This window comes from Streptomyces sp. NPDC002888, from assembly GCF_042888465.1.
Taxonomy (GTDB): Bacteria; Actinomycetota; Actinomycetes; order Streptomycetales; family Streptomycetaceae; genus Streptomyces.
On record NZ_JBIAPU010000014.1, the window covers coordinates 197,949 to 223,628 of the forward strand.

General features: G+C 72.6%; 21 protein-coding genes. 7 read left to right on the forward strand and 14 right to left on the reverse strand.

The genetic code is table 11. The features are described 5' to 3' along the window. Positions 1 to 51: 51 nt before the first annotated feature. The gene (locus ACFYWX_RS23625) at positions 52 to 849 is read left to right on the forward strand and encodes a VOC family protein (protein WP_389426048.1); all 798 of its coding nucleotides are present in this window, start codon (positions 52 to 54) and stop codon (positions 847 to 849) included. A 30-nt stretch (positions 850 to 879) separates the two neighbouring features. Then, complete coding sequence (locus ACFYWX_RS23630; RefSeq protein ID WP_389426049.1) at positions 880 to 1,590, forward strand: ribonuclease H; 711 nt, start codon at positions 880 to 882, stop codon at positions 1,588 to 1,590. 16 nt (positions 1,591 to 1,606) lie between these two features. Here the strand turns inward: ACFYWX_RS23630 and ACFYWX_RS23635 are convergent, their stop codons facing one another. Together ACFYWX_RS23635 and ACFYWX_RS23640 are read right to left on the reverse strand one after the other, a co-directional pair. Further along, complete coding sequence (locus ACFYWX_RS23635) at positions 1,607 to 2,059, reverse strand: SRPBCC family protein (RefSeq protein ID WP_389426050.1); 453 nt, start codon at positions 2,057 to 2,059, stop codon at positions 1,607 to 1,609. A 197-nt stretch (positions 2,060 to 2,256) separates the two neighbouring features. Beyond that, positions 2,257 to 3,978: a cholesterol oxidase substrate-binding domain-containing protein gene (locus ACFYWX_RS23640; protein WP_389426051.1), complete on the reverse strand. Its 1,722-nt coding sequence runs from the start codon at positions 3,976 to 3,978 to the stop codon at positions 2,257 to 2,259. 147 nt (positions 3,979 to 4,125) lie between these two features. Here ACFYWX_RS23640 and ACFYWX_RS23645 point away from each other — a divergent pair, with 147 nt between their 5' ends. Both ACFYWX_RS23645 and ACFYWX_RS23650 read left to right on the forward strand, forming a co-directional pair. After that, on the forward strand, positions 4,126 to 5,109 hold the full coding sequence (locus ACFYWX_RS23645; RefSeq protein ID WP_389426052.1) for an aldo/keto reductase: 984 nt from the start codon (positions 4,126 to 4,128) through the stop codon (positions 5,107 to 5,109). Positions 5,110 to 5,274: 165 nt separating this feature from the next. Continuing rightward, on the forward strand, positions 5,275 to 5,700 hold the full coding sequence (locus ACFYWX_RS23650; protein WP_389426104.1) for a DUF6328 family protein: 426 nt from the start codon (positions 5,275 to 5,277) through the stop codon (positions 5,698 to 5,700). Here ACFYWX_RS23650 and ACFYWX_RS23655 read toward each other — a convergent pair. Further along, positions 5,685 to 6,362 carry a DUF2238 domain-containing protein gene (locus ACFYWX_RS23655; protein ID WP_389426053.1) on the reverse strand — a complete coding sequence of 226 codons (678 nt, stop codon included), beginning with the start codon at positions 6,360 to 6,362 and terminating at the stop codon, positions 5,685 to 5,687. The two genes, ACFYWX_RS23650 and ACFYWX_RS23655, sit on opposite strands and share 16 nt — an antisense overlap. An 88-nt stretch (positions 6,363 to 6,450) precedes the next feature. Continuing rightward, the gene (locus ACFYWX_RS23660; RefSeq protein ID WP_389426054.1) at positions 6,451 to 7,422 is read right to left on the reverse strand and encodes an LLM class F420-dependent oxidoreductase; all 972 of its coding nucleotides are present in this window, start codon (positions 7,420 to 7,422) and stop codon (positions 6,451 to 6,453) included. An 87-nt stretch (positions 7,423 to 7,509) separates the two neighbouring features. On the opposite strand from ACFYWX_RS23660, the gene ACFYWX_RS23665 reads away from it, so the two are divergent. Next, positions 7,510 to 8,955 carry a serine hydrolase domain-containing protein gene (locus tag ACFYWX_RS23665; RefSeq protein ID WP_389426055.1) on the forward strand — a complete coding sequence of 482 codons (1,446 nt, stop codon included), beginning with the start codon at positions 7,510 to 7,512 and terminating at the stop codon, positions 8,953 to 8,955. Between the two features lie 25 nt (positions 8,956 to 8,980). Here the strand turns inward: ACFYWX_RS23665 and ACFYWX_RS23670 are convergent, their stop codons facing one another. The 5 genes from ACFYWX_RS23670 to ACFYWX_RS23690 all read right to left on the reverse strand — a co-directional run bounded on the left by ACFYWX_RS23670 (position 8,981) and on the right by ACFYWX_RS23690 (position 15,423). Then, on the reverse strand, positions 8,981 to 10,645 hold the full coding sequence (locus ACFYWX_RS23670; RefSeq protein ID WP_389426056.1) for a serine/threonine protein kinase: 1,665 nt from the start codon (positions 10,643 to 10,645) through the stop codon (positions 8,981 to 8,983). A gap of 302 nt (positions 10,646 to 10,947) precedes the next feature. Further along, on the reverse strand, positions 10,948 to 11,919 hold the full coding sequence (locus ACFYWX_RS23675; protein WP_389426057.1) for a threonine/serine dehydratase: 972 nt from the start codon (positions 11,917 to 11,919) through the stop codon (positions 10,948 to 10,950). 82 nt (positions 11,920 to 12,001) lie between these two features. Beyond that, entirely contained in the window at positions 12,002 to 13,039 is a 1,038-nt protein-coding gene (locus ACFYWX_RS23680; RefSeq protein WP_389426058.1) for a polyprenyl synthetase family protein, read from the reverse strand. Continuing rightward, positions 13,036 to 14,085 carry a tetratricopeptide repeat protein gene (locus tag ACFYWX_RS23685; RefSeq protein WP_389426059.1) on the reverse strand — a complete coding sequence of 350 codons (1,050 nt, stop codon included), beginning with the start codon at positions 14,083 to 14,085 and terminating at the stop codon, positions 13,036 to 13,038. The genes ACFYWX_RS23680 and ACFYWX_RS23685 overlap by 4 nt, the downstream gene beginning before the upstream one ends. A gap of 138 nt (positions 14,086 to 14,223) precedes the next feature. Beyond that, on the reverse strand, positions 14,224 to 15,423 hold the full coding sequence (locus ACFYWX_RS23690; protein WP_389426060.1) for a serine hydrolase domain-containing protein: 1,200 nt from the start codon (positions 15,421 to 15,423) through the stop codon (positions 14,224 to 14,226). A 334-nt stretch (positions 15,424 to 15,757) separates the two neighbouring features. Between ACFYWX_RS23690 and ACFYWX_RS23695 the strand changes: the two genes are divergently transcribed. Continuing rightward, positions 15,758 to 17,560, forward strand: a complete 1,803-nt coding sequence (locus ACFYWX_RS23695; RefSeq protein ID WP_389426061.1) for a M4 family metallopeptidase — start codon at positions 15,758 to 15,760, stop codon at positions 17,558 to 17,560. Between the two features lie 33 nt (positions 17,561 to 17,593). On the opposite strand, the gene ACFYWX_RS23700 is transcribed toward ACFYWX_RS23695, so the two are convergent. The 5 genes from ACFYWX_RS23700 to ACFYWX_RS23720 form a co-directional block, all read right to left on the reverse strand. Further along, positions 17,594 to 20,557 (reverse strand): AAA family ATPase, encoded by a 2,964-nt coding sequence (locus tag ACFYWX_RS23700; protein ID WP_389426062.1) that lies wholly within the window; start codon positions 20,555 to 20,557, stop codon positions 17,594 to 17,596. A gap of 252 nt (positions 20,558 to 20,809) precedes the next feature. Continuing rightward, positions 20,810 to 21,163, reverse strand: a complete 354-nt coding sequence (locus tag ACFYWX_RS23705; protein WP_389426063.1) for a UBP-type zinc finger domain-containing protein — start codon at positions 21,161 to 21,163, stop codon at positions 20,810 to 20,812. Beyond that, positions 21,160 to 22,617, reverse strand: coding sequence for an ATP-binding protein (locus ACFYWX_RS23710; protein WP_389426064.1), 1,458 nt, complete (start codon positions 22,615 to 22,617; stop codon positions 21,160 to 21,162). The genes ACFYWX_RS23705 and ACFYWX_RS23710 overlap by 4 nt, the downstream gene beginning before the upstream one ends. After that, the gene (locus tag ACFYWX_RS23715; protein ID WP_389426065.1) at positions 22,614 to 24,290 is read right to left on the reverse strand and encodes an FAD-dependent oxidoreductase; all 1,677 of its coding nucleotides are present in this window, start codon (positions 24,288 to 24,290) and stop codon (positions 22,614 to 22,616) included. The genes ACFYWX_RS23710 and ACFYWX_RS23715 overlap by 4 nt, the downstream gene beginning before the upstream one ends. Positions 24,291 to 24,385: 95 nt before the next feature. Beyond that, positions 24,386 to 24,745: a VOC family protein gene (locus ACFYWX_RS23720; RefSeq protein ID WP_389426066.1), complete on the reverse strand. Its 360-nt coding sequence runs from the start codon at positions 24,743 to 24,745 to the stop codon at positions 24,386 to 24,388. A 63-nt stretch (positions 24,746 to 24,808) separates the two neighbouring features. Between ACFYWX_RS23720 and ACFYWX_RS23725 the strand changes: the two genes are divergently transcribed. Next, the gene (locus ACFYWX_RS23725) at positions 24,809 to 25,669 is read left to right on the forward strand and encodes a universal stress protein (RefSeq protein ID WP_389426067.1); all 861 of its coding nucleotides are present in this window, start codon (positions 24,809 to 24,811) and stop codon (positions 25,667 to 25,669) included. Positions 25,670 to 25,680 lie beyond the last annotated feature (11 nt).

Sequence of the window (25,680 nt, forward strand, 5' to 3'; positions counted from 1 at the left end):
CTGGGACAAGTCAGTTCCGGACACCCCATCGACCGGGAAGAGGGCCGCACCATGGCCGCACAACCTGCAGGAGCCCCCTGTTGGGCCGACGCGATGTTCAGTGACGTCGAGGGAGCCAAGAGCTTCTACGGTGACGTCCTCGGCTGGACGTTCGGCGATGCCCAGTCGGAGTACGGCAACTACACCCAGGCCTACGCGGACGGCAAGGCGGTCGCCGCCGTCGTACCGCCGATGCCGGGGCAGGAGGGACCGTCGCAGTGGTGCCTCTACTTCGCCTCCGACGACGCGGAGGCCACCGCCGCCCGGATCCGCGACAACGGCGGCGAGGTGCTGATGGGGCCGATGCAGGTCGGTGACTTCGGCACGATGGTCCTGGCCCGCGAACCCAGCGGTGCCGTGTTCGGCGTGTGGCAGGCAGGCCGGCACGAGGGGTTCGAGGCGACGGGCGTGCCCGGCGCGTACGCCTGGGCCGAGGTCTTCACCCGCGAGCCCGGGAAGGTGGACGCGTTCTTCCCCGCCGTCTTCACCTACGGGGTGAAGCAGCTCCAGGACGAGGCGATGGACTTCCGCATGTTCCAGGTCGGCGACGCCATGGCCTTCGGCCGGATGAAGATGACCGACGACTTCCCGCCCGAGGTGCCGCCCTACATCAACGTCTACTTCACGGTCCCCGACTGCGACGACGCGGTCGCCAAGGCCACCAAGCTCGGCGCGACCCTGCAGTTCGGCCCGATGGGCACCCCGTACGGCCGGTTCGCGAGCCTGACCGACCCTCAGGGCGCGAACTTCTCGGTGATCGACGTCACCACGACCGAGGGCGAGATGCCGAAGACCACGGACGTCTCCTAGCCACGGCCGAACGCCCCCTTGGCTCATGGCATGATCGTGCGCATGCGTGAACGTGTGGTGGCCGCGTGCGACGGGGCTTCGAAGGGAAATCCCGGACCGGCAGGCTGGGCGTGGGTGGTCTCCGACGACTCCGAGGCCCCGGCCCGATGGGAGGCGGGGCCGCTCGGCAAGGCCACCAACAACGTCGCCGAACTGACCGCGCTGGAGCGCCTGTTGACGGCGACCGACCCCGGCGTGCCGCTCGAGGTCCGGATGGACTCGCAGTACGCCATGAAGGCGGTCACCACCTGGCTGCCCGGCTGGAAGCGCAACGGCTGGAAGACGGCCGCGGGTAAGCCGGTCGCCAACCAGGAGCTCGTCGTTCGCATCGACGAACTGCTCGGCGGACGCGAGGTCGACTTCCGCTACGTGCCCGCCCACCAGGCCGACGGCGACCCGCTCAACGACTTCGCCGACCGGGCCGCCAGCCAGGCGGCGATCACCCAGCAGGCAGCGGGCAGCGATGTCGGCTCACCCGAGCCGCCGCCCTCGCCCGACACCCCGCAGTCCGGCACGACGCGCCGCCGCGCCGCCGGGGCCAAGGCGCCCCGACAGCGCGGCGGCGGTTCGTCGTCCCGCACGATCAAGGCGAAGTTCCCCGGCCGCTGCATGTGCGGGCGCACGTACGCGGCCGGGGAACAGATCGCCAAGAACGACCAGGGCTGGGGTCACCCGGAGTGCCGGACGGCAGCCGTCGGGTGACCGAGGCCGGCGTCGGTCAGGTGACCACGCCGCGCCAGCCGCCGGTCGCGTGGCCGCGTTCCTCGATGAACTCCTTGAAACGCTTGAGATCGCCCTTCGTCTGCCGCTTCACGAACCCCAGCTTGTCGCCGACGGTCTCCTTGATGCCCTCAGGCTCGAAGTCCAGCTGGAGCATCACCTTGGTGTGCTCTTCGTCGAGGCGGTGGAAGGTCACCACGCCGGCCTGCCGTGCCTCGCCGCCGACCGTCGTCCAGGCGACCCTCTCGTCCGGGATCTGCTCGGTGATCTCCGCGTCGAACTCCCGGTGTACGCCGCTGACGTCGGTCACCCAGTGGGTGAGTGTGTCGGTGAGCTGCTCGATGCGTTCCACCCCGCTCATGAACTCGGGGAAGGACTCGAACTGCGTCCACTGGTTGTAGGCCGTGTGCACGGGGACGCCGACCTCGATGGACTCCTCGACCTTCGTCACGGTCGTCTCCTCCTTCGTTCTCTCGGGTACGTCGCCGCGAGTACCCCTGACCTGCGGGGCAAACTGTCCCGGCGCTCAGTCCGTGGCGGATCGGTCCGTGTCGAACGTGTGGTGCGCGGTGTGGCCGAACGGTGGACGGCCCAGTCCCGTACGGCAGCGCGACGGGCGCCCGCACGGTCCAGGCTCGGACCCTGGCCTCACGCGAACAGCCGGTCCAGCAGGGGCGTGGCGAACACCCGGTGCGGATCGAGCCGCCGCAGCGTGGCGGCCGCCTCGTCCCACGCGGAGCCGAACGACGCGGGGACGGCCGTCCCGAGCACCTCCTCGTCGCTCCAGGCGGCCTGGTCCGTGTACCCCCACCCCTTGGACCACTCGACCCGGGTGAGCGCGTGCGTGCCGTCGTACGTGTCGAGCAGGAACCGCTCCAGCTCCCGGTAGAAGGCGTCCGCGTGCGGGGTGCCCGGAAGGGTCAGTACGTCCAGCCAGACGGCCGTGTCCCACTCGGGGTGCCCGTCGACCGGCCGCAGCGCGGACAGCGACGGCGTACGGGCGCCCGCGAGTTCGGTGTCCGCCGGGTCGTCGAGACCGGTGATCCTGATCTCGACGGAGCCGTTCACCGGGAAGCGCCCCTGTGCGGCGTACGCCGTGAGCCGCTCCCGGTAGAAGGCGGTGAACTCGCTGACGACACGCTGCACCTGGTCCCGGCCGGTCAGCACCGCGTACCCGTTCGCGTGCACCCGCAGCGTGGTCGGCTTGATGTACAGCAGTGTGTTCTTCGACGGCCCCCAGATGTCGGCGGACAGCGTCGCCACCAGCCCGAGCGCGGCCGCGTCGAACTGCGCGTTGCCGAGCGTCGGCGCCAGGTACCAGGCCGCGTCCGACACCATCCGCCCGGCCAGGTCCGCCACGAGCGTGGGGACGTTGTCGGAGAACGGGTAGGGGTAGGGCCTCGTCACACGGCGCGAGGTCAGCGGTTTGCTCGGGGCGACGCTCCACACCTTGAACCACGGGTGCTCGGTGAAGGCGAACCAGATCGCCTCGACCCGCCCGTCGGACTCCAGGAAGCTGGCGAGGGTCCGCCCGTCACTCCCGGGCGCCGCGAACAGCTCGGCCGCCGGGATGTCCGTACGGCTGACACAGCGCAGGTTGGCGTTCGCGCCCACCCGCAGGACCACCTCGGTGACCAGCGACCGGCCGAGGTGGGTGAGGAGCGCGGCGGAGTCGGCCTCGGCACGGGTGAACGTCCGCAGCGCGTAGGCGCCGTCGGCCTCGTCCCACACCACGGCGGTGAGCGAGAGGACGAGGTTGCTGAGCGAGCCGTACGTGTGCCCCGCAGTCCGCTCCTCGCCCCGTGCCGGTACGGCCGTGCCGTGCGCGTCGATGGCCAGGGCGCCGCCCAGGGTGAGGTCGCCGGGCGCCGGACTCGCGGTGACGCCGAGGCCGTGCTTCTCCAGGTAGGTGAGCAGGGACTCCAGCGTGACCCCGGTCCCGGCGCGCACGGCGGTCGGGGACTGAAGGGACAGGCCGGTGAGGTGCGGGGCGGTGTCGACCAGGAGGACCCGGGCGTCCGCCGGTGTGTCCGGCGGGATCGTCAGCGGCGACCAGCCGTGCGAGGCGCCCCGGGGGCGGACCGTCCAGCCGTGCCGCCAGGCCCAGTTGACCACCGCGACGACCTGCTCGGGCGCCTCGGGCGCACAGGCCCACAGTCCGGTCGCGGTGATCTCGCCGTCCCAGTTCCGGTACGCGGTGCGCGCGAGGGAGACGCCCGCGGGGAAGTCCGGCAGCTCCTCGGCCGCGACGGCCGGATCCGCCGCGACGAGCACGGGCACGGCGGCCAGGGCGGCGGCGGTGCGCAGAAAGACCCGACGGGTCCAGGAGGGGTCTGCCGACTGGAAGTTGCTCAATGAACGATCAGTCACGGGCCTACGCTAGGCGTCCGTTGACGCGTGATCCCCACGTGTCGAACATCCGCACTCGTGTGGGTGAAAGATTCACAAGGGGCGAGGAGGGGCCGCGCCGGAGCGACCGGGTCCGCGGACAGGTGTGACGAGTGACAGACTGACGCCATGGACGAGCGCGAATTCCGTAGGTCTGGTCAGCACGCATCCGTCGTCGGTCTCGGCACCTGGCAGCTGGGCGCCGACTGGGGCGACGTGGACGACAAGGAAGCCCTGTCGGTGCTGGAGACGGCGGCCGAGTCGGGGGTGACCTTCTTCGACACCGCCGACGTCTACGGCGACGGGCGCAGCGAGCAGACCATCGCCACGTTCCTCAGCGGCCGGCCCGACCTGCACGTGCAGGTGGCGACCAAGATGGGCCGCCGCGTCGAGCAGATCCCGGAGAACTACGTCCTGGACAACTTCCGCGCCTGGAACGACCGCTCGCGGCGCAACCTGGGCGTCGACCGCGTCGACCTCGTGCAGTTGCACTGCCCGCCGACGCCTGTGTACTCCAGCGACGAGGTGTTCGACGCCCTTGACACCCTGGTCGAGGAGGAGCGCATCGCCGCGTACGGCGTCAGCGTGGAGACCTGCGCCGAGGCGCTCACCGCGATCGCCCGGCCGGGCGTGGCGAGCGTGCAGATCATCCTCAACCCCTTCCGCATGAAGCCCCTGCGCGAGGTGCTTCCGGCGGCGCGGGAGGCGGGTGTCGGCATCATCGCGCGCGTCCCGCTGGCCTCCGGATTGCTGTCGGGCAAGTACACCAAGGACACGGTCTTCCCCGAGAACGACCACCGCACCTACAACCGGCACGGCGAGTCCTTCGACCAGGGCGAGACGTTCTCCGGCGTCGACTACGCCACCGGCGTGGAGGCCGCCGCCGAGTTCGCCGCCCTCGCCCCCGAGGGGTACACCCCGGCCCAGCTGGCCCTGCGCTGGGTCGTCCAGCAGCCCGGCGTGACCACCGTGATCCCCGGTGCCCGCTCGCCCGAGCAGGCCCGCGCCAACGCGGCCGCCGCCCGGCTGCCGGAGCTGTCCGACGAGACGCTGGCCGCGATCCGGGACCTCTACGAGGGGCGGATCAAGGGCCAGGTGGAGAGCCGCTGGTAGGCGGACCGGCGGGGCGCGCCGTCAGAAAGGCCGTTCACGGGGTACTCGCGGGAACCAGAGGGCGTAAGGACGTTCGAAACCCGGGAGGAACAGGTGACGGCCACCGGTGACGGTGCGAACAGGCGCAGGGGACGCAACGAGACGGAGGAGGAGAGAGCCGACCGGATGTGGGGGGAGCTCATCCAGGAGGTCCGGGTGGCCCAGACGGGCGTCCAGATCCTCTTCGGCTTCCTGCTCACCGTGGTGTTCACCCCGGTCTACCGGACCCTGACGGACACGAACCAGACCATCTACATCGTGACCGTCGTCATGGGCGCCTGCGCCACCGGCGCCCTCATAGGCCCCGTCTCCCTGCACCGCCTGGTGTCCGGGCGCCGGGTGAAGCCCCAGGCGGTGCAGTGGGCCTCCCGGCTGACCTTCGTCGGCCTGGTGCTGCTGCTCGGCACGATGACCTGTGCGCTCCTGCTGATCCTGCGGGTGGCGACCCACGACGGGTTCGTGCCCTGGCTGGTCGGCGCGGTGGTCCTGTGGTACATGCTGTGCTGGTTCGTGCTGCCCCTGTGGACTCGGCGCCGCTACACGTCGCGCTGAGGGGCGAGGCGAGGCGTGAGGTGCGAGGCCGCCAGCTGCCGGTCGTGCAGCCGGCTCAGCAGCAGGAGCGAGACGGTCGCTCCGATCAGGGCGCAGAACATGTCCCACTGGGTGTCCCACACGTCGCCCTGCGTGGCGAGGAAGGCGTCCGCCGCCTGCCCGCCGATCACGGCCGCCGCCCACTCGAACATCTCGAAGACCGCGCTGAACGCCAGGCACGCGCACACGGTCAGCGGAGCCAGCCACCGGCTGCCGCGCAGCGGTGAGGTACGGCTCAGCAACTCCCGTACCAGCATGGCGGGCACGAAGCCCTGCATCAGGTGGCCGAACCGGTCGTACGGGTTGCGGTCCAGGCCGAACGTGTCGCGCGCCCAGTCGCCCAGCGGCACCTGCGCGTACGTGTAGTGGCCGCCGAGGGCCAGCACCAGCGCGTGCGCCGCCAGCAGACAGCACAGCAGGTCGCTCAGCGGGAACCGCCGCCAGGCCAGCACGACCAGGGGCAGCCCCACGAGCACCCACACCGTCTCCAGGAACCACGTCGTGCGGTCGTGGGGCGCCCAGGCGGACAGGGCCAGCCCCCCGACCACCAACCCCGCGAGCAGGGCGGGCAGGGGGCGGCGGCGCGGGGCCGGGTGCGCGGTGACCGGGTGCGCAGTGGACATGTGGGGCTCCTTGTCGTGGGAGCCCCATGGTCGCGGCGCGCGGCGGAGACGGCATGAGTACGCCTACTCAGCTCCCCGTGCGCCCACCTCAGTCCAGGGCGTCGTGCAGCGCGGGCAGCAGGGTCTTCGCCGCCCAGTCGGTGTACGCCTCCTGCGACTCGCCCCCGATCTGCACCAGGGCGACCTCCGTGAACCCGGCCTCGGCGTACGGCCGTACGGCCTCGACGAAGTCCTGCGGGTCGTCACCGCAGGGGATCGAGGCGGCGACGTCGTCCGGCGTGACGAACTGGGTGGCCGACTCGAACGCGTCCGGGTGCGGCAGCTCGGAGTTGACCTTCCAGCCGTTGCCGAACCAGCGGAACTGCTCGTGGGCGCGCTTGACGGCCGCGTCGCGGTCGGGGTCGTAGCAGACGGGCAGTTGGCCCACGCGCGGCTTGCCCGTGCCGCCGTGCCGGTCGAAGGCCTCCAGGAGGTTGGCCTTGGGCTCCGTGGCGATGACCAGGTCGGCGAGCCTGCCCGCGAGGGCGCAGGACTGCTCGCCGGAGACGGCGACGCCGATCTGCGGCGGCTCGTCGGGGACGTCCCACAGCCGGGCCGACTCCACGTCGAAGTGCGTGCCGCGGTGGTTGACATGACCGCCCTTGAAGAGCGCCCGGATGATCTCCACGGCCTCCTCGAGCATCTCGTGCCGCACGTCGACGGCGGGCCAACCCCCGCCCACCACGTGCTCGTTGAGGTTCTCCCCGGAACCGAGCCCCAGCCGGAACCGGCCCTCGGACAGCAACTGCAGCGTCGCCGCCTTCTGGGCGATGACGGCCGGGTGGTAGCGGAACGTCGGACACGTCACGTACGTCATCAGCGGAATGCGCGACGTGGCCTGCGCGGCGGCGCCCAGGACGGCCCACGCGTACGGCGAGTGCCCCTGCGAACGCAGCCACGGGAAGTAGTGGTCCGAGGTCACCGAGAAGTCGAAGCCCGCCTCCTCCGCCCGCACCACATGGTCCACGAGCTCTCGGGGGCCGGCCTGCTCGGTCATCATCGTGTATCCGATTTGCACCATGCGGTGCGAGTCCCCGGTCGTGGATGAGGAAAACGGGATGAGGTAAACGGGTCGATCACCGCCCGATCACCGGGGCAGGATGCTCGTATGAGTGTTCGCCCGTTGCCTTCGAGTACGCCCGCCGCCCAGGGCGTCGACGCCACCAGGGTCCTCGCGTTCCTGGATGCCCTCGACGCCGCCCCGGACATCGAACCCCACAGCCTGATGATCCTGCGCCACGGTCATCTCGTGGCCTCCGGCTGGTGGGCGCCTTACACCCCCGAGCGTCTCCATCTCCTGTACTCGCTCAGCAAGAGCTTCACCTCCACGGCCGCCGGGTTCGCCGTCGCCGAGGGCCTGATCCGGCTCGACGATCCGGTGATCTCGTACTTCCCGGAGTTCGAGGCCGACATCACCGACCCGCGCAGCCGCGCGATGCTCGTGCGGCACGTCGCGGCGATGGCCAGCGGGCACGAGGAGGAGACCTACGAGCGGGCCCGCGCGCTCGACCGCGACGAGCTGGTCCGGGGGTTCCTGTTGTTGCCGCCGGAGCGCGACCCCGGGACCGTCTTCGCCTACAACCAGCCCGCCACCTACACCCTCGGCGCGATCGTCCAGCGCGTCACCGGGCAGTCGCTCACCGACTACCTGCGGCCGCGGCTGCTGGACCCGGTCGGCGCCGGTGACGTGGCGTGGCTGCGCGGCCGGGCCGGCCGCGAGCTGGGCTTCAGCGGGCTGCACGCCACCACGGACGTCGTCGCCCGCCTCGGCCAGCTGTATCTGAACGGGGGCGTGTGGGACGGCGAGCGCCTGCTGGCCCCGGAGTGGGTGGCAGAGGCGACGCGCGAGCACATCCCGACGGGGGCCGGCGTGCCCGAGGAGGACCGGCAGGACTGGGACCAGGGCTACGGCTTCCAGTTCTGGCAGTCACGGCACGGCTACCGCGGCGACGGCGCGTACGGCCAGTTCTGCTTGGTCCTGCCCGAGCACGACGCCGTGATCGCGATCACCGCGGCGACCGGGGACATGCAGGCCCTGCTCGACCTGGCCTGGGAACACCTGCTGCCCGCGTTCACCGACGGACCGCTGCCCGACGGGCAGGACGCGGACGCGACCCTGCGGGAGCGTCTGACCCGGCTCGCGCTGCCACCGGCCCCCGGCAAGCCCGCACCGCCGGAGCGGGCCGAGGAGTGGTCCGCCGCCGAGTTCACCCCGGCCGGCGGTGTCTGCGCGGCCCAGCGGACCCTGGGCTCGGTCGCCGTCGCGTCCGGTGCGGACGGCTGGACGGTCACCCTCACCGAGGACGGGAACCGGCTGGAGCTGTCGCTCGGCGACGGTGGCTGGAGCGTGGCCGAGGCTCCGCTCCCGACCGCGGTCAGCGGCGGCTGGACCGACCCCGACACCCTCACCCTCGACGTGGCGTTCCTCGAAACCCCGCACCACCTCCTGCTGACCTGCTCCCTCCCGGACCACACGTTCACGGCCCGCTGGGCAACGGAACCACTGCACGGAGCACCGCTGCGGTCGCTGCGCGCGCCGCGGCCGTCGGGCTGACGCTCCCGGACCCGGGGCCCGCCCGTCAGTCCGACGCCGGGCGGAAGGTGTCCAGCGCGGTGTCCAGTGCGCGTTGGTTCGGTGAGGCGTCCCAGTCGGCGGCGGGGGCCGTCCAACGGAGGGAGAAGCCGCGGTGGCCGCCGAGGAGGAAGCCGCGGCCGAAGGTGCGGATGCGGGTGCCGTCGTAGTCGGTGAGCCACTCCATGTCGGCGGCCTTGTACCCCTGGTAGGTCGTCGCCTCGATGTCGCCGATGCGCCGGAAGCCGTCCTCCCGCTTGAGCCCGGGTTCGACGTCGTCGCGCCAGACGACGACCGGATCCGGGCCGACGCGTTGGCTGTAGGTCACCGCGAGCGTGCGGGGGTCGCCCGACGCGCCGTACGTCACGCGGTAGGCCAGGTCGCCCTGGCGCTGGGTCTGCAGCCGCTTCCAGCCGTCGGGGAGGGCGACGGAGAAGCCCTCCGCCGCGTCGTAGCGGTGGAAGCCGGGCGGCAGACCACCGGCGGAGGAGGCGGGCGCGGATTCGGGGGCCGAGAACGAGGCGGAGGCCGACGGCGACTTCGACGCGGTTGCGGTCGGTGTGTCGGACGGCCGGGTCGCCTGCCCGTCCGGGCTCTGGGCCGACGCACTGCCGGACGTCGACGGAGGGGACGGGGTGAGGGAGGCGTCGGCCGAGGCGGACGGCCGGGCCTGTGCGTCGGACGACGAGTTGTCGGCGCCGGTCAGCTGGTCGGTGGCGGCGAGGACGGCGACTGCGACGGTGACCACGGCCAGCGCCGTCCCGGCGACCATGGTGCGCCCGCTCCACCCGGGCCCGGCGTGCACGACCGCCGTGTAGGCGCGGCGCAGCAGAGGCTCGGACTCCTCCTCGAACATCCCGTCCGGTTCCTCGGTCAGGACGCGGGTGAGGGCCGCGCGGATCACCGGGCGGGTCAGCCGCTCCCGGGAGTCCTTGCGCAGCAGCCCCTGCACGACCTGGTTGAGGGGCCCTGCGTGCACCGGCGTGCGCAGCGGCAGCCGGTCCACGCCCTTGAGCGTGGCCTCGGGCCGGCCCCGGTCCCGGAAGGGCGGTCGCCCCTCGACCATCGTGTAGAGCATCGCGCCCAGCGCCCACAGATCGGCCGCGGGGCCGATGCGCTGGTCGCTGGCCTGCTCGGGAGAGGCGTACGACGGTGCGGTGAGCCGGGGCGCGAGGGTCGCGCCCGCCAGTCCGAAGCCGGTGACCACGATCGGGCCGCGGTCCCGCACGAACACCTGGCCGGGGCTGAGTTCGCCGTGGGTGATGCCCTGGCCGTGCGCGGTGTCCAGCACGTCGAGCAGTTCGAGGCCGATGCGGGCCGCCCTGACGTGGCCCAACGTGCTCTGCTGGGCCAGGACTTCGCCCAGGGGCGTGCCGTCGACGCAGTCGGTGACGGTCCACAGGGTGCCGGACTCCGTCAAGGCGCCCACGACGGGGGCGACCTGACCGGGGCACAGGCGCGCCATCGTCTCGGACATGCGCAGCACACGCCCGGTGGTCTCCTCGCCCGCGTCGGGCGGCAACCCGATGCCGGTGAGCAGACACGGCCGGGAGGTCTCGACGTCCTCGCCGTACCAGCACACACGGTTCGTCTCCCGGTGGACGACATCGAGGAGGCGGTACCTTCCGGCGACCAACTCGTGTGTGGAGACGTGCGCCTTGACCATGGTCATCCCTCGCTGAACCCCCGGTTCTGGCCCTTTCCCAGTGGTACGGCGAGTGCGCCGGTGAGCGTTCAAAATATCCGCACATCCGGGCCGCTTCTTGTCTTTCATTCAAGAGGGGCGAGCATATGTGCGACAAAAAGCACGCGTGCCGTGCCCGCGCACGTCGCCGCCCGGGCAATTCCGCCGCGCAGGGCGGTGGTGCGAATATCCGTACGTCGAACTGGTGGTAACCCGCGGTAAACCGAGCCGTCGACGCCCGGAAATCCAACTCCGGGCGCCGACGTATTCCACAGGACCGTCTTTCCGATTTACCGGCGCAGCCCGAAGCGCTCCACCCAGGCCGTCACGTCCCCGGCCGTCGTGTTGCCCCCGCACACCACCAGGCCCAACCGGGCGTCGGGGCCGACCCGTTCCAGCACCCCGCGGGCCGCCGGGAGGAGGCAGCCGGCGGCCGGCTCGGCCCACACCTTGGCGTGCTCGGCGAGGTCCAGACAGCCCCGCACGGCCTCCCGGTCCGGGACCACCAGCACGTCCTCGACCAGCGCCGACACATGGTCATAGGTCAGCTGCGACACGGCGGGCGCGCTGAGGGTGGACGAGATGGACGACACCGCGACCCGCACCGGCCCGCCCGCCGCCAACGCCGCGGACATGGCCTCGGCGCCCTCGGTCTCCACACCCCAGACCCGCACCCCGGGGCGCCGCGCGCGCAGCGCCGCAGCCACGCCCGCGATCAGCCCGCCGCCCCCGATGCTGACCAGTACGTCGGTCGGTGCACCGGCGTCCTCGGCGTCCTCGGCGAACTCCAGCCCGACGGTGCCCTGCCCGGCGATCACCACGGGGTCGTCGAACGGGTGCACCAGCGTCAGCCCCTCGTCCCGCAGCCGCGTCACCAGGGAGAACGCCCCGTCCATGTCGTCCGTCAGCCGCACCGTCGCGCCCGCCTGTTCGGCGAGTGCGGCGGAACGCGCGGGTGCCGAGCGCGGCATGACCACCGTCGCCTTGACGTCGAGCGTGGCGGCCATGACCGCGAGGGCGATCCCGTGGTTGCCGCCGCTGACCGCCACGACCCCGGCGGCCCGTTCCGCCTCGCTCAGCGACAGCAGCTTGGCCGTCGCCCCGCGGACCTTGAAGGAGCCGGTGCGCTGGAGAAGTTCCAGCTTCGCGGTGACGGGGACGCCGAGCAGTGCGGACAGGCCGGGGCTCGGCACCGTCGGGGTGCGCACGACGTGCCCGGCGATCCGTTCGGCCGCGGCTTCGATGTCCGAGATGCCGATCAAGGCAACCATCCCTCCGGCGCGGTGGGTGGTGGTCCGCGCCGCTTCGCACCCTGACCCGAGCGCGGGGCGGGGTCAACTCGATTCAGAGATCACGACGTACGACGAAGTCCAGCAGGGACCGCAGCTCGCCGGCGGACGCCGCCTCCAGCGGCACGGCGGCGAGGGCCGACTCCACGGCGGCCAGGTGCCGGCGCGCCTCGGCCAGCGCGGCCGTCCGCCCGCCGGCCTCCTCGATCAGCGTGGCCGCCTCACCCGGGTCCCCGCCCGACTCGAGCAGCACCGCGAGTCGCCGGGCCGCCGGGCCGGGCGAGTCGAGGGCCGCCAGCACGGGGAACGTCTTCTTGCGCTCCCGCAGATCGGCGTGGACGGGCTTGCCGGTGACCGCCGGGTCTCCCCAGATCCCGAGCACGTCGTCGGCCACCTGGAAGGCGACCCCCAGATGCCGCCCGGCCAGGTCCAGCGCGCCGACCGTCGCCGGGGGAGCGCCGCCGAGCGCCGCACCGAGCGCGGCGGCACAGCCCAGCAGCGAGCCCGTCTTGGCCTCGGCCATCGCCCGGTACGCGTCCGGCCGCACCCGCCCGGGGCCCGTCCAGGGACGGGTGGCCAACAGCAGGTCGTCGGCCTGCCCGCGCACCAATTCGCTGAGCGCACCGGACAGCAGTCGTACGCCACCGGCGCCCGACGGGTGCGCGGCGAGCGTCTCGACGGCCAGCGCGAACAGGGCGTCGCCCGCCAGGACGGCCGGTCCCGTACCGTACGCCTTCCACACCGTGGGGCGGCGGCGTCGGGTCGGATCGCCGTCCATGATGTCGTCGTGGAGCAGTGAGAAGGTGTGCACCAGTTCCACCGCGACCGCCGCGGCGACCCCGGCCCGCCCGGGCGCCCCGGCCGCCTCGGCGCCCAGCACCGCCAGCGCCTGCCGGACGCCCTTGCCGCCGGACGCCACGGCCGGCGCGCCGCCGACCTCGCACCAGCCGAACGAGTAGCCGGCCATCTCGGCCACCCACGGATGCAGCCGCCCCACGGCCTCGGCCAGCGCGGGCCGCACCAACGCACGGCTGCGGGCGAGCACTGCGGGCAGAGGGAGCCTCGTCCGCTCCATGGAGGGCAGCGCCGTCACCGGGCGGCCCCCGCAGTCTCGACTGACACGCCGAGCTCGTCCTGCGCCCGCGCCACCATCTCCCGCGCGTGCCGGAGCCCGATCCGCCCCAGCATCCCTGCGAGTTCGGCCAGTTCGGCCGCTGTCTCGGCACGGCCCTGGCCCAGCCGGGCCAGGGACTTCGCAAGGCCCAGCCGGGACAGCGCCTCGCCGCGCGGCTCGCGCATCGCGCGGAACTGCGCGAGGGCCTCCTCGTAGAGGTCGCGGGCCTCGGCGTAACGCCCGGCCCGGTACAGGACGTTGCCGCGCATCTTGTGGTTGTACGCCAGCGCGCTGGACAGGCTCATCGCGCGGCACGTCGTCTCCGCCTCGGACAGCAGGGCCAGCGCCTGCTCGGTGTCGCCGTCGCGCACCGAGACGATGTCGGCCAGCCCGCGCAGCGCCCAGGCGTGCCCGCGCCGGTCGTCGGCGCGCCCCGCTATCTCGGCCGCCTCCGCGAACAACGCGTACGCGGTGTCGTACGCCCCGGAGTTGCGGTGCATCTGCGCGATGCCCTCCAGGGCCCACACTGTGTGCCGGGCCTCGCCGCGCCTGCGGGCCTCGGCCAGCAGCTGCTCGTGCAGCCTGCCGACGGCCTCGTAGTCGCCCTGGATGCGGCCGGTCTCGGCGAGGCCCGCCAGCGAGTAGCCGCGGACCACGATGTCGCCGCCGCGCTCGCCGAGTTCGGCCGCGAGTCCCAGCAGTCGCCGGGCCAGCGGAAACGCGCCGCGCTGCCGGGCCAGCGTGCCGCCGCTCCACAGAGCCCACGCCATCGCTCCGGTGTCCCCGGCGTCCCGGGCCGCTCGGTAGCTCGCCTTCCACGCCTGGTCCGCTTCTCCCACCTGGCCGAGCCGGCGGTGCGCCTCGGCGACCGCGAGCCCGGAGCGGGCCGCCTCACCACTGCGCCCGGCGCGCTCGGCGGCCCGCAGCTGCTCGGTGCCTACGGCCAGTACGTCGGCCAGGTCGGAATTCACGGAGAGGGCGGTGAGGGCGCCCTGGTACTCGGGGGCGAATGCCTTGCCGTACATGCGTGCCTTTCGTCTCGTCCGCACAACCCGCGTATACAACGTGTGTATACGCGATGTGTAGAGCGAGACGTCGTTGTCCGCGTGGGGGTTGCTCCTCAGGTTCGAAGAGTTGTGCCCCAGTACGACCCCGGCCCGCTCTCAGTCGCGAACGACCCCCGGCGCGATGTCCTCGTGCCGCTCCACGAGCCCGGCGCCGGCGCTCTGTGTCGTCGCCGTCGGTCTGCCGCAGAACGCCGACTCCAGGGTGCGCAGCATCGTGTTGTGTACGGCGCTGCTGTTGGAGGTGTTGGCGACGGCGGTGAGGCTGCGGTGGCCGTCCTTCGAGGCGAAGGCGTAGGTGTAGTAGCCCTGGACGGTGCCGGTGTGGCCGTAGACGGAGACGCCGCAGGACAGGTCACGGCGGCGCAGCCCCAGGCCGTACGCCTGGCCGGTGCCCGCCGGCAGCCACTGCTCCATCTGCGCCAGTCGCGCCGCCGAGGTCAGGCGGCCGCCGAGCAGGGCGGAGAGGAAGGTGTTGAGGTCCTGCGTGCTGGAGACGATCGCACCCGCGCTCTGGGCCCAGGAGGCCGTCTGCTCGGTGGCGTCGACCAGGGGCTCGCCGGACTCGTCGGGAGTGAGATAGCCGCGGGCGTAACGGCCCGGGATGCGCGTGTCGGGGTGCACGTAGAAGGTGTCGCGCAGGTTCAGCGGCGTGATGATCCGGTTCTGGTACTCGGTCCGCACCAAGTGCCCGGTCAGCTTCTCGATGAGCATCCCGGCGACGACGAAGTTGGTGTTGGAGTAGGAGTAGGCCGCACCGGGCGCGCCGGTACTGGCGTGCTGCAGTGACCGGTCCAGCAGTTGGCGGTAGGTGAAGACCTTGGTGCGGACGGCCTCGAAGCCGGGGACGGTCTTCGCGAACATGTCGTTGGTGTAGTCGTACAGGCCGCTGCGGTGGCTCAGTACGTGCCGCACGGTGATGCGGTCGTCCGGCAGCAGTCCCGGCAGGTAGCGGTTGACGGAGGCGTCCAGGCTCAGCTTCCCCTCGTCGACGAGTTGCAGCAGGACGACGGCGCTGAAGGTCTTGGTGACGCTGCCGATGCGGAAGCGGTCGGTGGTGCTCAGGACGCGCCCGGTGGTGCGGTCGGCCACCCCCACGGTGAGCTTGCTGACCGTGCCGTTGTCGTCGATCCGCGCCATCGCCCCGGGCGCCCCCTGCTGCTGTGCCGTGCGCAGGAAGTCGCGCAGTCCGGTGAGGTCGGGGAGCGGCTCCTGCGGCGCCGCGTGGGCCGGGACCGCGAGGAGGGACAGCAGGGCCGCCGCCAGCGCCGTACCCCTGCCCACCGTTGCTGAGACCATCCGGTTCTTCTCCTGTTCTCCGCCGAGACCTGCCCGGCGGTTTTGTGCGAGATCGATCACATCCCGAACGGGCAACCTTCTCGCGCTCCATCACATCTCCACAGTCGACGCACAGTTGGTCATCCGTTGATCACTGAGCGACGCGGATTCGCAGGATATCGCCTCGAAGTGCCTTCAATACGGCCTTTCGGGTTTACATGTACATGACGTATCCGTAAGGGTTTCCCCCGGGGCACGACCAGCCCCCATGGCGCCCAACCGCGCCATGCCCCTGGGCGGTTGGCCACCCCTGGCCGGTGACCGCTGCCGCCCGTGAACGAAGGAACCCTCATCCGTGCGTAGAGCACACATACGCAGCCTCGCGGTCGCCGTCGCCGTGGCGACGGCCGCCACGGGCCTCGCGGGCACGGCGTTCGCGGCCCCGTCCACGGGGGACACCCGCGCCACGGCCGCCGCCACCGCCGGATCCCCGGCCGCGGCCGTCGTCGAGGCCGCCCGCGCCGCCGCCTTCGCCCACGCCTCGGCGACCGGCGTCACCGACGGCGACGAACTGGCGCCCCAGGACGTCCTGATCGACCCCGAGGGCGCACGGCACGTCCGGTTCGTCCGGACGCACCAGGGCATGCCCGTCCTCGGCGGCGACCTCGTCGTGCACCTCACCGAGCGGCTGGCGTACGCCGGTGTCACCCGCGCCGCCGACCGCACCGTCCGGCCCGCCACCGTCAAGGCGAAGCTGACGGCCCGGCAGGCCGAGACGAAGGCCGCCGCCGTCGCGGGGGGCCGGGCGGCCGCCGCCGAACTCGTGGTCGACGCCCGCGGCGCCACCCCGTCCCTCGCCTACCAGGTGCGCGTGACCGGCGCCGACACCACCGGGGCCGGCGGCTCCCGGACGGTCGTCGTCGACGCCCTCACCGGCAAGGTGCGCAGCAACGCGCCCGACAGCGACGAGTTCCTCTCGCCCCGGCTGCTCGACACCCTGCGCGAGCGCGACGAGACCCTCGACCCGGCCACCGGCACCGCCCCGCAGGCCGACGGCCTCACCGCAGCGCCCGCGCCCGGCGCCGGCGCCTACCCGTCCACCGCCGCCGGCACCGGAACCTCCCTCTTCGCCGGCACGGTCAAGCTCACCACCACCCGCACGGCCCGTACGAGCTATCTCCTGAAGGACCCCACCCGCTGGGGCACGGAGACCCGCGACGCCAAGGGCCAGGAGCTGGTGAACTTCGCGCAGGGCAGGAAGTTCACCTCCACGAACAACAAGTGGGGCAACGGGACCGTCTCCAACCGCACCAGCGCCGCCGTCGACGCCCAGTACGGCGTCACCCAGACCCTGGACTTCTACAAGAAGACCTTCGGCCGCAAGGGCATCAAGAACAACAGCAAGGGCGCCCTCGCCATGGTCCACTTCGGCAACAAGGTGGGCAACGCGTTCTGGTACCCGGACTGCGGCTGCATGCTCTACGGCGACGGCGACGGGGACCTGCTCAAGAAGCCGCTGGTCGTCCTCGACGTCACCGGCCACGAACTCACCCACGGTGTCGTCGACGCGACCGCCCGACTGGAGCCCACACGCGTCGACAGCCAGGGCAACCAGTACGGCGAGCCCGGCTCCCTGAACGAGTCCCTCGCCGACATCTTCGGCTCCAACGTCGAGTTCAGCGCCAACAACCCGAAGAACCCGCCGAACTACCTCGTCGGCGAGAAGCTGGGCCTGGACCAGAAGTTCCTGCGCCGCCTGGACCGCCCGTCCCTCGACCGGCTGGAGGGCGCGATCGACTACTGGTCACCGGCCGTGTACAACACCGAGGTCCACGCCGGCTCCGGCGTCTCCTCGCACGCGTACTACCTCCTCGCCGAGGGCAGCGGCCGCAAGACCATCGGCCGCGTCACCTACAACTCGCCCACCTACGACCGCTCCACGGTGAAGGGCATCGGCCGCGCCAAGGCCACCGCCATCTACTACCGGGCCCTGACCCGCTACATGGTCTCCTCGACCGACTTCCACGACGCGCGCATCGCGACGCTGAAGGCGGCCAAGGACCTCTACGGCGCGACCAGCGTCGAGTACAAGACGGTCAACAAGTCGTGGACGGCCGTCAACGTGACCGCCGCGAACACGCCCGCCGACCGGCACTGACGGCAGCCCGGCGCCGACGGCGGACCCGGTGGGTCACGGGGACGCCGTCGGCTCCGGTGCGATCAGTCCCCGCCGATAGGCGATCGCCACCGCCTCCGTACGGCTCGCCGCGCCGAGCTTGCCGAGGATGTTGGAGACGTGCACGCTCGCCGTCTTGCCGCTGATGAACAGCTCCTCGCCGATTCTGCGATTGCTGCGGCCCCGGGCGAGCAACCGCAGCACCTCCTGCTCCCGGGCCGTGAGCGGCGAGGCGCGGTCGGCGGACGCGCCCCCGGCGGCGGCCTCCGTGAGACGGCCGCGGCGGATCAGCGCGTCCACCCGCTCCAGCAGCGGAACGGCACCGAGCCGCACGGCCGTCTCCCGCGCCGCAGCCGCCTCGGCGGCCGCCTCCTCGCGCCGCTCGGCCGTCAACAGAGCCTCGGCGAGCCGTAGTCGGCAGCGCGCCCGCTCGTACACGTCGCCGTGGTCGAACGCGGCGACCGCCTTCTCCCAGGCCGCCACGTCCGGCCCCGACGTGGCGCGTGTCCGCTCGGCCTCCGCGCGGGCCAGCCAGGCGAGTCCCTCCGGTCCCTGGAGCGTCACGCCCTCCCGCAGGACCGTCGGCCGGGCCAACTCCTCCAGCTCGGTCGCGGTGTCCGCCCAGTGGCGCGCCGCCGCCTCGTCGCCGTTGAGGCGCGCGGCGCAGGCCGTGTCGGCGACGGCCGACAAGGCGAGCGCGGCGAGCCGCACCGTGACGTAGGGGCGGCTGCCCGCGTCGTCCGTGAGGGCCTCGACGGTGGACCGCAGCCGCGCCACCGCCCCCTGCGGATCCCCGCGCAGCGCGGCCGCGTCGGTCAGGACGATGCCCGCGACGAGCACGGCCATCCAGTCGAACCGCCCCTTCAGCAGCGCCTCGGCCCGCTCCGCGGCCCCCAGGTCGCCCCGGGCCAGCGACACGTACAGCGCGGGCCCGACCGTGTATCCGCCCGCCGCGGGCAGCACCTCGGCGTCGTCCGCCGCCGCACGCAGGCACTCGTCCCAGCGGCCCAGCGTGTACAGCACCAGCAGTCGGAGGTAGCGCATCTCCAGGGGATACAGCGACGACAGCAGCCCCGCGCGGCGGGCGCGGTCCAGTCCCTCCGTCACCCAGGGCACGCACTCCTCCAGGGCCCCGGCCTCGAAGGAGCCGACGGCGAGGTTGAACAGGGCCCGCATCTCCACCGGCGCGTTGCCCGACCGCCGGGCCAGATCCCGGGCCTGACGGAGCCGTTCGCGGCCCGGCACGCTTCGCCGGCCGTCGCCCTCGAGGACGGCGAGCGACACCAGCAGGTCGGCCTGCGCGTCCGCCAGGCCCAGCTCCTCGGCGGCGCCCAGCGCCTGGCGGGCGACACGCAGCGCGGTGTCGTTCTCCCCGATGTGCCGTGCCGCCATGACGTGGGTGGCCGCGGCCCACACCCAGGTGGGCGACGGCGGCTCGGCGGGGATCATCGCCAGCGCCTCGCTGCTGTGGGCGAAGGCAGCCGACAGGCTGTCGACGTTCATCAGGTTCCCGGCGAGCGTGTAGCGCACCCGGGCGGCGAGCTCGGAGTCGGTGTCCTGGGCGACCCCGGCCAGTGCGGAGCGGGCGAGGGCGACCGCGCGGTGCGTGTCCCCGGCGTGCGCGGCCGCCGCCGAGGCGCGCAGGGTGAGGGTGACCCGCTCGACGCCGTCGCCGGAGGGCCGCGCGGCAGGTTCCACCGCCGCCCACAGGTCGAGGACCGCCTCCAGGTGGCGCAGCTCCTCGGCGGGCGCGCCCACCCGCTGGGCGTGGTCGGCGGCCTCCAGCGAGGCGGCCAGCGCCTCGGCGAGCTCGTGGCTCTCGCGGTAGTGGTGGGCGCGCTCCGCCGCGTTCTCCGGCCGGCCGCCCCCCGCGAGCAGCCGCGCGAACGCGCTGTGCAGCCGGGCCCGTTCGCCGGGAAGCAGATCCGCGTACACGGCCTCCCGGGCGAGCGCGTGCCGGAAGGCGTACGTGTCGCCCTCCCCGGCGACCAGCAGTTGGCGTCCCACGGCCTCGCGCAGCGCCGACTCCAGCTCGTCCTCGGGCAGACGCACCGCGTCCCGCAGCAGCTCGTGCTCCACACGGCGCCCGGCGACGGCGGCCGTGCGCAGCACCTGCTGGGCGGTGTCGGACAGTTGCTCGACGCGGATGAGGAGGACGTCGGCCAGCCCGCTGGGCACGCCCCCGGCCCGGGTGTCCGTCGCGGCGAGCAACTCCTCGGCGTAGAAGGCGTTGCCCTCGGCGCGCTCCACGATCCGGCGCACCGTGGCGTCGGGCAGGGGACGCTCCTCCAGCGCACGCACCAGCCGGGTCACCTCCGCGTCCGCCATGGGCCGCAGCTCAAGGCGCTCCACGGAGGGCAGCCGGACCAGTTCGGCCAGCAGCGGGCGCAGCGGATGACGGCGGTGCAGGTCGTCGGCGCGGTACGAGGCGAGGACCGCGAGCCGGTGGCCGGGCGCACTGCCGGCGGGGCGTTGCAGGATGCCTCGGCTGAGCAGGAACCGCAGCAGGTCCCGGGATGACTGGTCGGCCCAGTGCAGGTCCTCCAGGACGAGCAGCAGCGGGGCGGTCTCCGACAGATCGGCCAGCAGACCGGCCATGCCCTCGAACAGCCGCAGCCGCCCTCCCACGTCCCGCACGGCGTCCGTCCCGGCGCCCAGCAGCCGGTCGACGACGGGATGCGCGGCGAGGACGGCGGCGAACCGCTCGTCGCCCGACAGCGCCCCGAGGATCTCGGTGAACGGCAGATACGGCAGACCGACGTCACCGAGGTCGACGCAGTGACCGGTGAGCACGGTCGTCCCCGCCCCGGCGGCCCGGGCGGCGGCCTCGTCCAGCACCCGCGTCTTGCCGACGCCGGCGTCCCCGGCGAGCAGCACCGCCCGGGCCTCCCCGGCCCGGGCACGCTCCAGGACACCGGCGAGTCGGGCGAGTTCGTCGTTCCGGCCGATCAGCGGCGGGGTGAAAACGGTCTGCGGCACGGCTCCATCCTGGCACGTGCGACCGACAACGCCCCCTGCGACCAGGGGCCCTAGTGCCCCGACAGGCAACGTTCGCCCCGTCGCGACGCCCGGCACGCCCTCTCGCCGCACCGGCCGAAAACCCAAGTACATCCAGTACGAGGGCTTCCGGCCGGCACGCCGAGAGCACGCTCCCCCACTCTCGGCTTCGCTAAAGCGGGAGGGCTCCCCACGACGCCGCTCCTTGACGGGCAAACGTTGCCTGCCGGGGCACTAGCGGTGCAGCTGCCTCGCCCAGTCCTCCGGTACCCGTCCCGCCGGCCCGGGGACGGGCTGGTCCTGGGGATGGCTCGCCGGGGGCGCCAGGTCCGGGCCCGACTCGTACAGCTCGTCGGTGGCGTAGTCCCAGAACCACTCCTCGCCCGGCTCGAAACTCCGCACCAGCGGGTGCCCCGTGGCCTTGTAGTGGGCGGTGGCGTGCTGAGCGGGGGAGGAGTCGCAGCAGCCGACGTGGCCGCAGGTCGCGCAGCGCCGCAGATGGAACCACCAGCCGCCGCCGGCGTCGCACTCCTGACAGCCCGCGCCGCTCGGCGGGGCCGTGGGGTCGATCGCGTTCTCGCTGGTCATTCCGGCTCCTCTGCGATGTCGGGGTCCGCCGCGGTGAGCGGCAGCAGGACCTGGAAGCGGGTGTCGCCCGGAGCGGACTCGACGTGGAGGGAGCCATGGTGCTTGTTGACGACGATCCGCCAGGAGATGTCCAGACCGAGCCCGGTGCCCTCACCCACGGGCTTGGTGGTGAAGAAGGGGTCGAAGATACGGCTGCGGATGTCGGACGGCACCCCGGGTCCCGTGTCGCGGAACTCCACCAGCAGCCGGTCGTGGTCGCGGGCCGTGCGCACCGTCAACGTGCCGTCCCCGCCCGCGCTGTTGATGGCGAACACCGCGTTGTCGACGAGGTTCGTCCACACCTGGTTGAGCTCCGCCGGGTACGCCGGGACCTTCGGGAGCGTACGGTCGTACTCCTTGACCACTTTGATCCGTTGCCCGATCTTGCCGGACAGCATCAGCAGCGTGCTGTCGAGGAGTTCGTGCACGTCGGCGACCTGGTAGGGGGCGCGGTCGAGCTGTGAGTACTGCTTGGCGGCGTCGACGAGGTGGGAGACGCGGGTGGTGGAGTCCGCGATCTCGTCCATCAACAGTTCGGTCTCGACGGTGTAGTTGAGCCAGCCGATCGCCCCGGGCAGGATCTCCTCGTCGACGGCGGCCGCGACCTGTTCCAGCCAGTCGACGTCGAGCCCGGCCTGCACGAAGGTGGGCGCGATGCGCCAGCCCTCCGGGATGCCGTGGTCGTCGAGCCAGTCGGTGAGCTCGTCCTCCCGGTCGGACGCCTCCAGGGGGCTCAGCGCCGGGGCCTTGGCGACGCGTTCGGCGGTGCGCTCCTGGATGTCGATGAGACCGGTGAGGGTCTCGGCGGAGTAGGAGCCCTGGGCGATCACGGCCAGCTTGTGCCGCATCTTCGCCACCCGCTCCCGCAGGGTCGCCGTCGCCCGCACGGCCGCCGCGGCGGGGTTGTTGAGCTCGTGCGTGAGCCCGGCCGACAGCGAGCCGAGCGCCAGCAGCCGCTCCCGCTGCCCGATCGCCCGCTGGGTGTTCTTCGAACCGAAGAACAGCCCTTCCAGCAGGTGGACCGCCATCGGGAACCACTCCTGCATGAACGCCGAGAACGTGTCGGCGGGCAGCACGAAGAACCGCGTCGGTTCCGTCACGCGCAGGGAGCTGCCGTAGACCTGCGGCACCCGGTCCCCGAGATAGGCCTGCATGGAGCCCGCGTACACCCCGGGGTGCGAGGTCCGGTTGACCTCCACGTCGTCGCCGCCGACCCGCCGGGAGATGACGACCGTGCCCTCGATCATCACGTAGAAGCAGGTGGCCGGGTCACCCTCGGAGTAGACCGGGCCGGGCTCGAACTTCTCCACCCGCCCCGCGGCGCACAGGCTGCCGAGCTGCTCGGGTGTCAGCTTCTCGAACAGGAACAGCGAACCGATCTCCGCGGGGCTGCACGGCATCGCCCGCCCGCTCACGACTGCTCCAGATACCGGTGGACGAGCATCACGGCCATGGCTCCCTCTCCGACGGCGGACGCGACCCGCTTGGCGGACTCGGCGCGCGCGTCGCCCGCCACGAACACACCGGGCACGTTGGTCTCCAGGTGGTACGGCGGCCGGTCCAGCTCCCAGCCCGCCGGCGGCCGCCCGTCCGGCGTGAGGTCCGGCCCGGCCAGGATGAAGCCGCGCTCGTCGCGCAGCACCGTCCCGTCCAGCCAGCCGGTCAGCGGAGCCGCCCCGATGAACACGAACATCCACTGCGCGTCGACGAGTTCGCTCTCGCCGCTCTCCACGTGCCGCAGCGTCAGCTGCTCCAGATGGCCCGAGCCGTGCGCCGCCTCGACGACCGTGCCACAGCGCACCGAGATGTTCGGGGACTCGGAGATCTGCTGGATCAGGTAGTGCGACATCGACGCCGACAGCGAGGCACCGCGCACCAGCAGCGTCACCGACTTGGCGCCCTTGGAGAGGTACATCGCCGCCTGCCCGGCCGAGTTGGCGCCGCCCACGATGTACACGTCGTGACCCTGGCAGGACGCCGCCTCGGTCAGCGCCGAGCCGTAGAACACCCCGCAGCCGGTCAGGTCGTCCGCCCCCGGCGCGCCCAGCTCCCGGTACGACACGCCGGTCGCCAGGATCACGCTGTGCGCGGCGATGGCCGAGCCGTCGGAGAACCGTACGACCCGCGCGGCCCCGTTGATCTCCAGTCCCGTCACCTCGCGCGCGGTGAGGATCTCAGCGCCGAACTTCGTCGCCTGCCGCCGGGCCCGGTCGGTGAGTTGCGCGCCGGACACCCCGTCGGGGAAGCCCAGGTAGTTCTCGATGCGAGAGCTCTGCCCGGCCTGTCCGCCGGTCGCCGACCGCTCGACCAGTACCGTCCGCAGCCCCTCCGAGGCCCCGTAGACGGCCGCCCCGAGCCCGGCCGGGCCGCCGCCGATCACGACGAGGTCGTAAAAGTCGGCCGTCGGCGTCGTGGCCAGCCCCACGTGCGCCGCCAGGTCGGGCGCCTCCGGCTCGACCAGCGGCGTTCCGTCCGGGGTGACCACGAGCGGCAGCCGCTCACCGTCCTGCCCGGCCGCCGCCAGCAGCCGCCGGCCCTCGGGCTCGTCGGAGGAGTACCAGCGGTACGGCACCTGGTTGCGCGCCAGGAACTCCCGTACGTCCGAGGAGCGAGCCGAGAAGCGGTGCCCGACCACCTTGGTGGAGGGGACCCGCCGGTGGTCGCTTGCCCGCCACGCCTCCAGCAGCTCGTCCACGACCGGGTAGAGCTTCTCCTCGGGCGGATCCCACGGCTTGAGCAGGTAGTGGTCCAGGTCGACGACGTTGATCGCGTCGATCGCCGCGTTGGTGTCCGCGTACGCGGTCAGCAGCACCCGCCGTGCGCCCGGATACACGTCGAGGGCCTGTTCGAGGAACTCGATGCCGTTCATCTGCGGCATCCGGTAGTCGGCCAGGATCACGGCCACGAGGTCCCCGCGCAGTTTCAGCTCGCGCAGCGCCTCGAGCGCCGACTCGCCGGACTCGGCGCGCACGATCCGGTACGACGCGCCGTAGCGGCGTCGCAGGTCCCGGGCGACGGCGCGGGAGACTCCCGGGTCGTCGTCCACGGTCAAGATGACGGTCCGCGCTGCTTCGGCGGCCTCTGGCATGCGTCTCCCACCCCGAGCGGTCGGGTTCAGGGGTCGGTGCCCCCCATGTCACCGGCCCGGCTTCCGCCATCGTATGTTCGATCGTCCCCCTTCGCTCAGGTATGCGAGACGCGGCCGCTCAGCACGCAGAACTCGTTTCCTTCCGGGTCCGTGAGGATCACCCACGTCTGCTCGCCCTGGCCGACGTCCGCGTACCTCGCGCCCAGGGACAGCAGCCGGTGCACCTCGGTGCGCTGGTCGTCGGGGCGGAAATCGAGGTGCAGCCGGTTCTTGACGGTCTTGCCCTCCGGCACCGGGACGAAGAGGAGCCCCGGCAGTCGGTCCGGCGCGGGCCGGATCTCGTACTCGTCGGGCGCGTCGGTCACCACCACCCACCCCAGCGCCTCAACCCACCAGCGGCCCAGCGCCACGGGGTCGGTCGCGTCGACGATCACCTGTTCCCATTCCAAGGTCATGACGGTCAGCGTAGTGAAGACTGGGGCCGAGGCACGGGAATTACGAGACGAGGAGACATCCGCATGACGCGCCCGATCACGGCAGGGGTCGACGGAACCGAGGAGAGCCTGGCCGCGCTGGCCTGGGCGGCCCGGGAGGCGGTCCGCCGCGGACTGCCGTTGCGGGTGGTGCACGCCTGGCGGTTCCAGTCGGACCTGGCGGACCGGGCCACGCAGGAGCAGTGGGTGCGCGACGGGGTCGAGGAGGCCGTGCGGACGGTCGTCGAGCGGCACCCCGGTCTCGGGGCCGCCACGGCGGTGCTGGAGGGAGCTCCCGTCGAGACGCTGACCGCCGCGGCGGCCGACGCCGAACTGCTGGTCCTCGGATCGCGCGGCCACGGACCGGTCGTCGGCTTCCTGCTCGGCTCCGTCGGCCAGCAGGTGATCGCCGAGACCGCCCGGCCCGTCGTGCTGGTGCGCGCCGGCGACGAGCCCACCGGCGAGGCGGCCGGCCGCGAGATCGTCGTCGGCCAGCAGGGCGACCCCGACGACAGCGCCGCGGCCCTGCGGTTCGCCTTCGAGACGGCCGCCGCACGCGGCGCCACCGTCCGAGCCGTACGGGCCTGGACGCTGCCGCCCGTCTTCGCCTACAGCCCCGGTTCGCTGAAGATGCTCGACGAGGCCGGCGGCCTGGAGCCGTACGAGAAGAAGGCGCTGGCCGCGGCCGTTCAGCCGTGGCGGGAGCGCTTCCCGGACGTGCCGGTGGTCGAGCACGTGGAGATGGGCAGCGCGGGGCAGGTCCTGCTGTCGGAGGCCGGGCGGGCCCAGCTGATGGTCGTCGGCCGCCGCGCCCACCGCACCGCCGTGGGCGCACGGATCGGCTCCGTGGCGCACGGCGTCCTCCACCACGCGGACTGCCCGGTCGCCGTGGTCCCACACGACTGACGCACGACTGC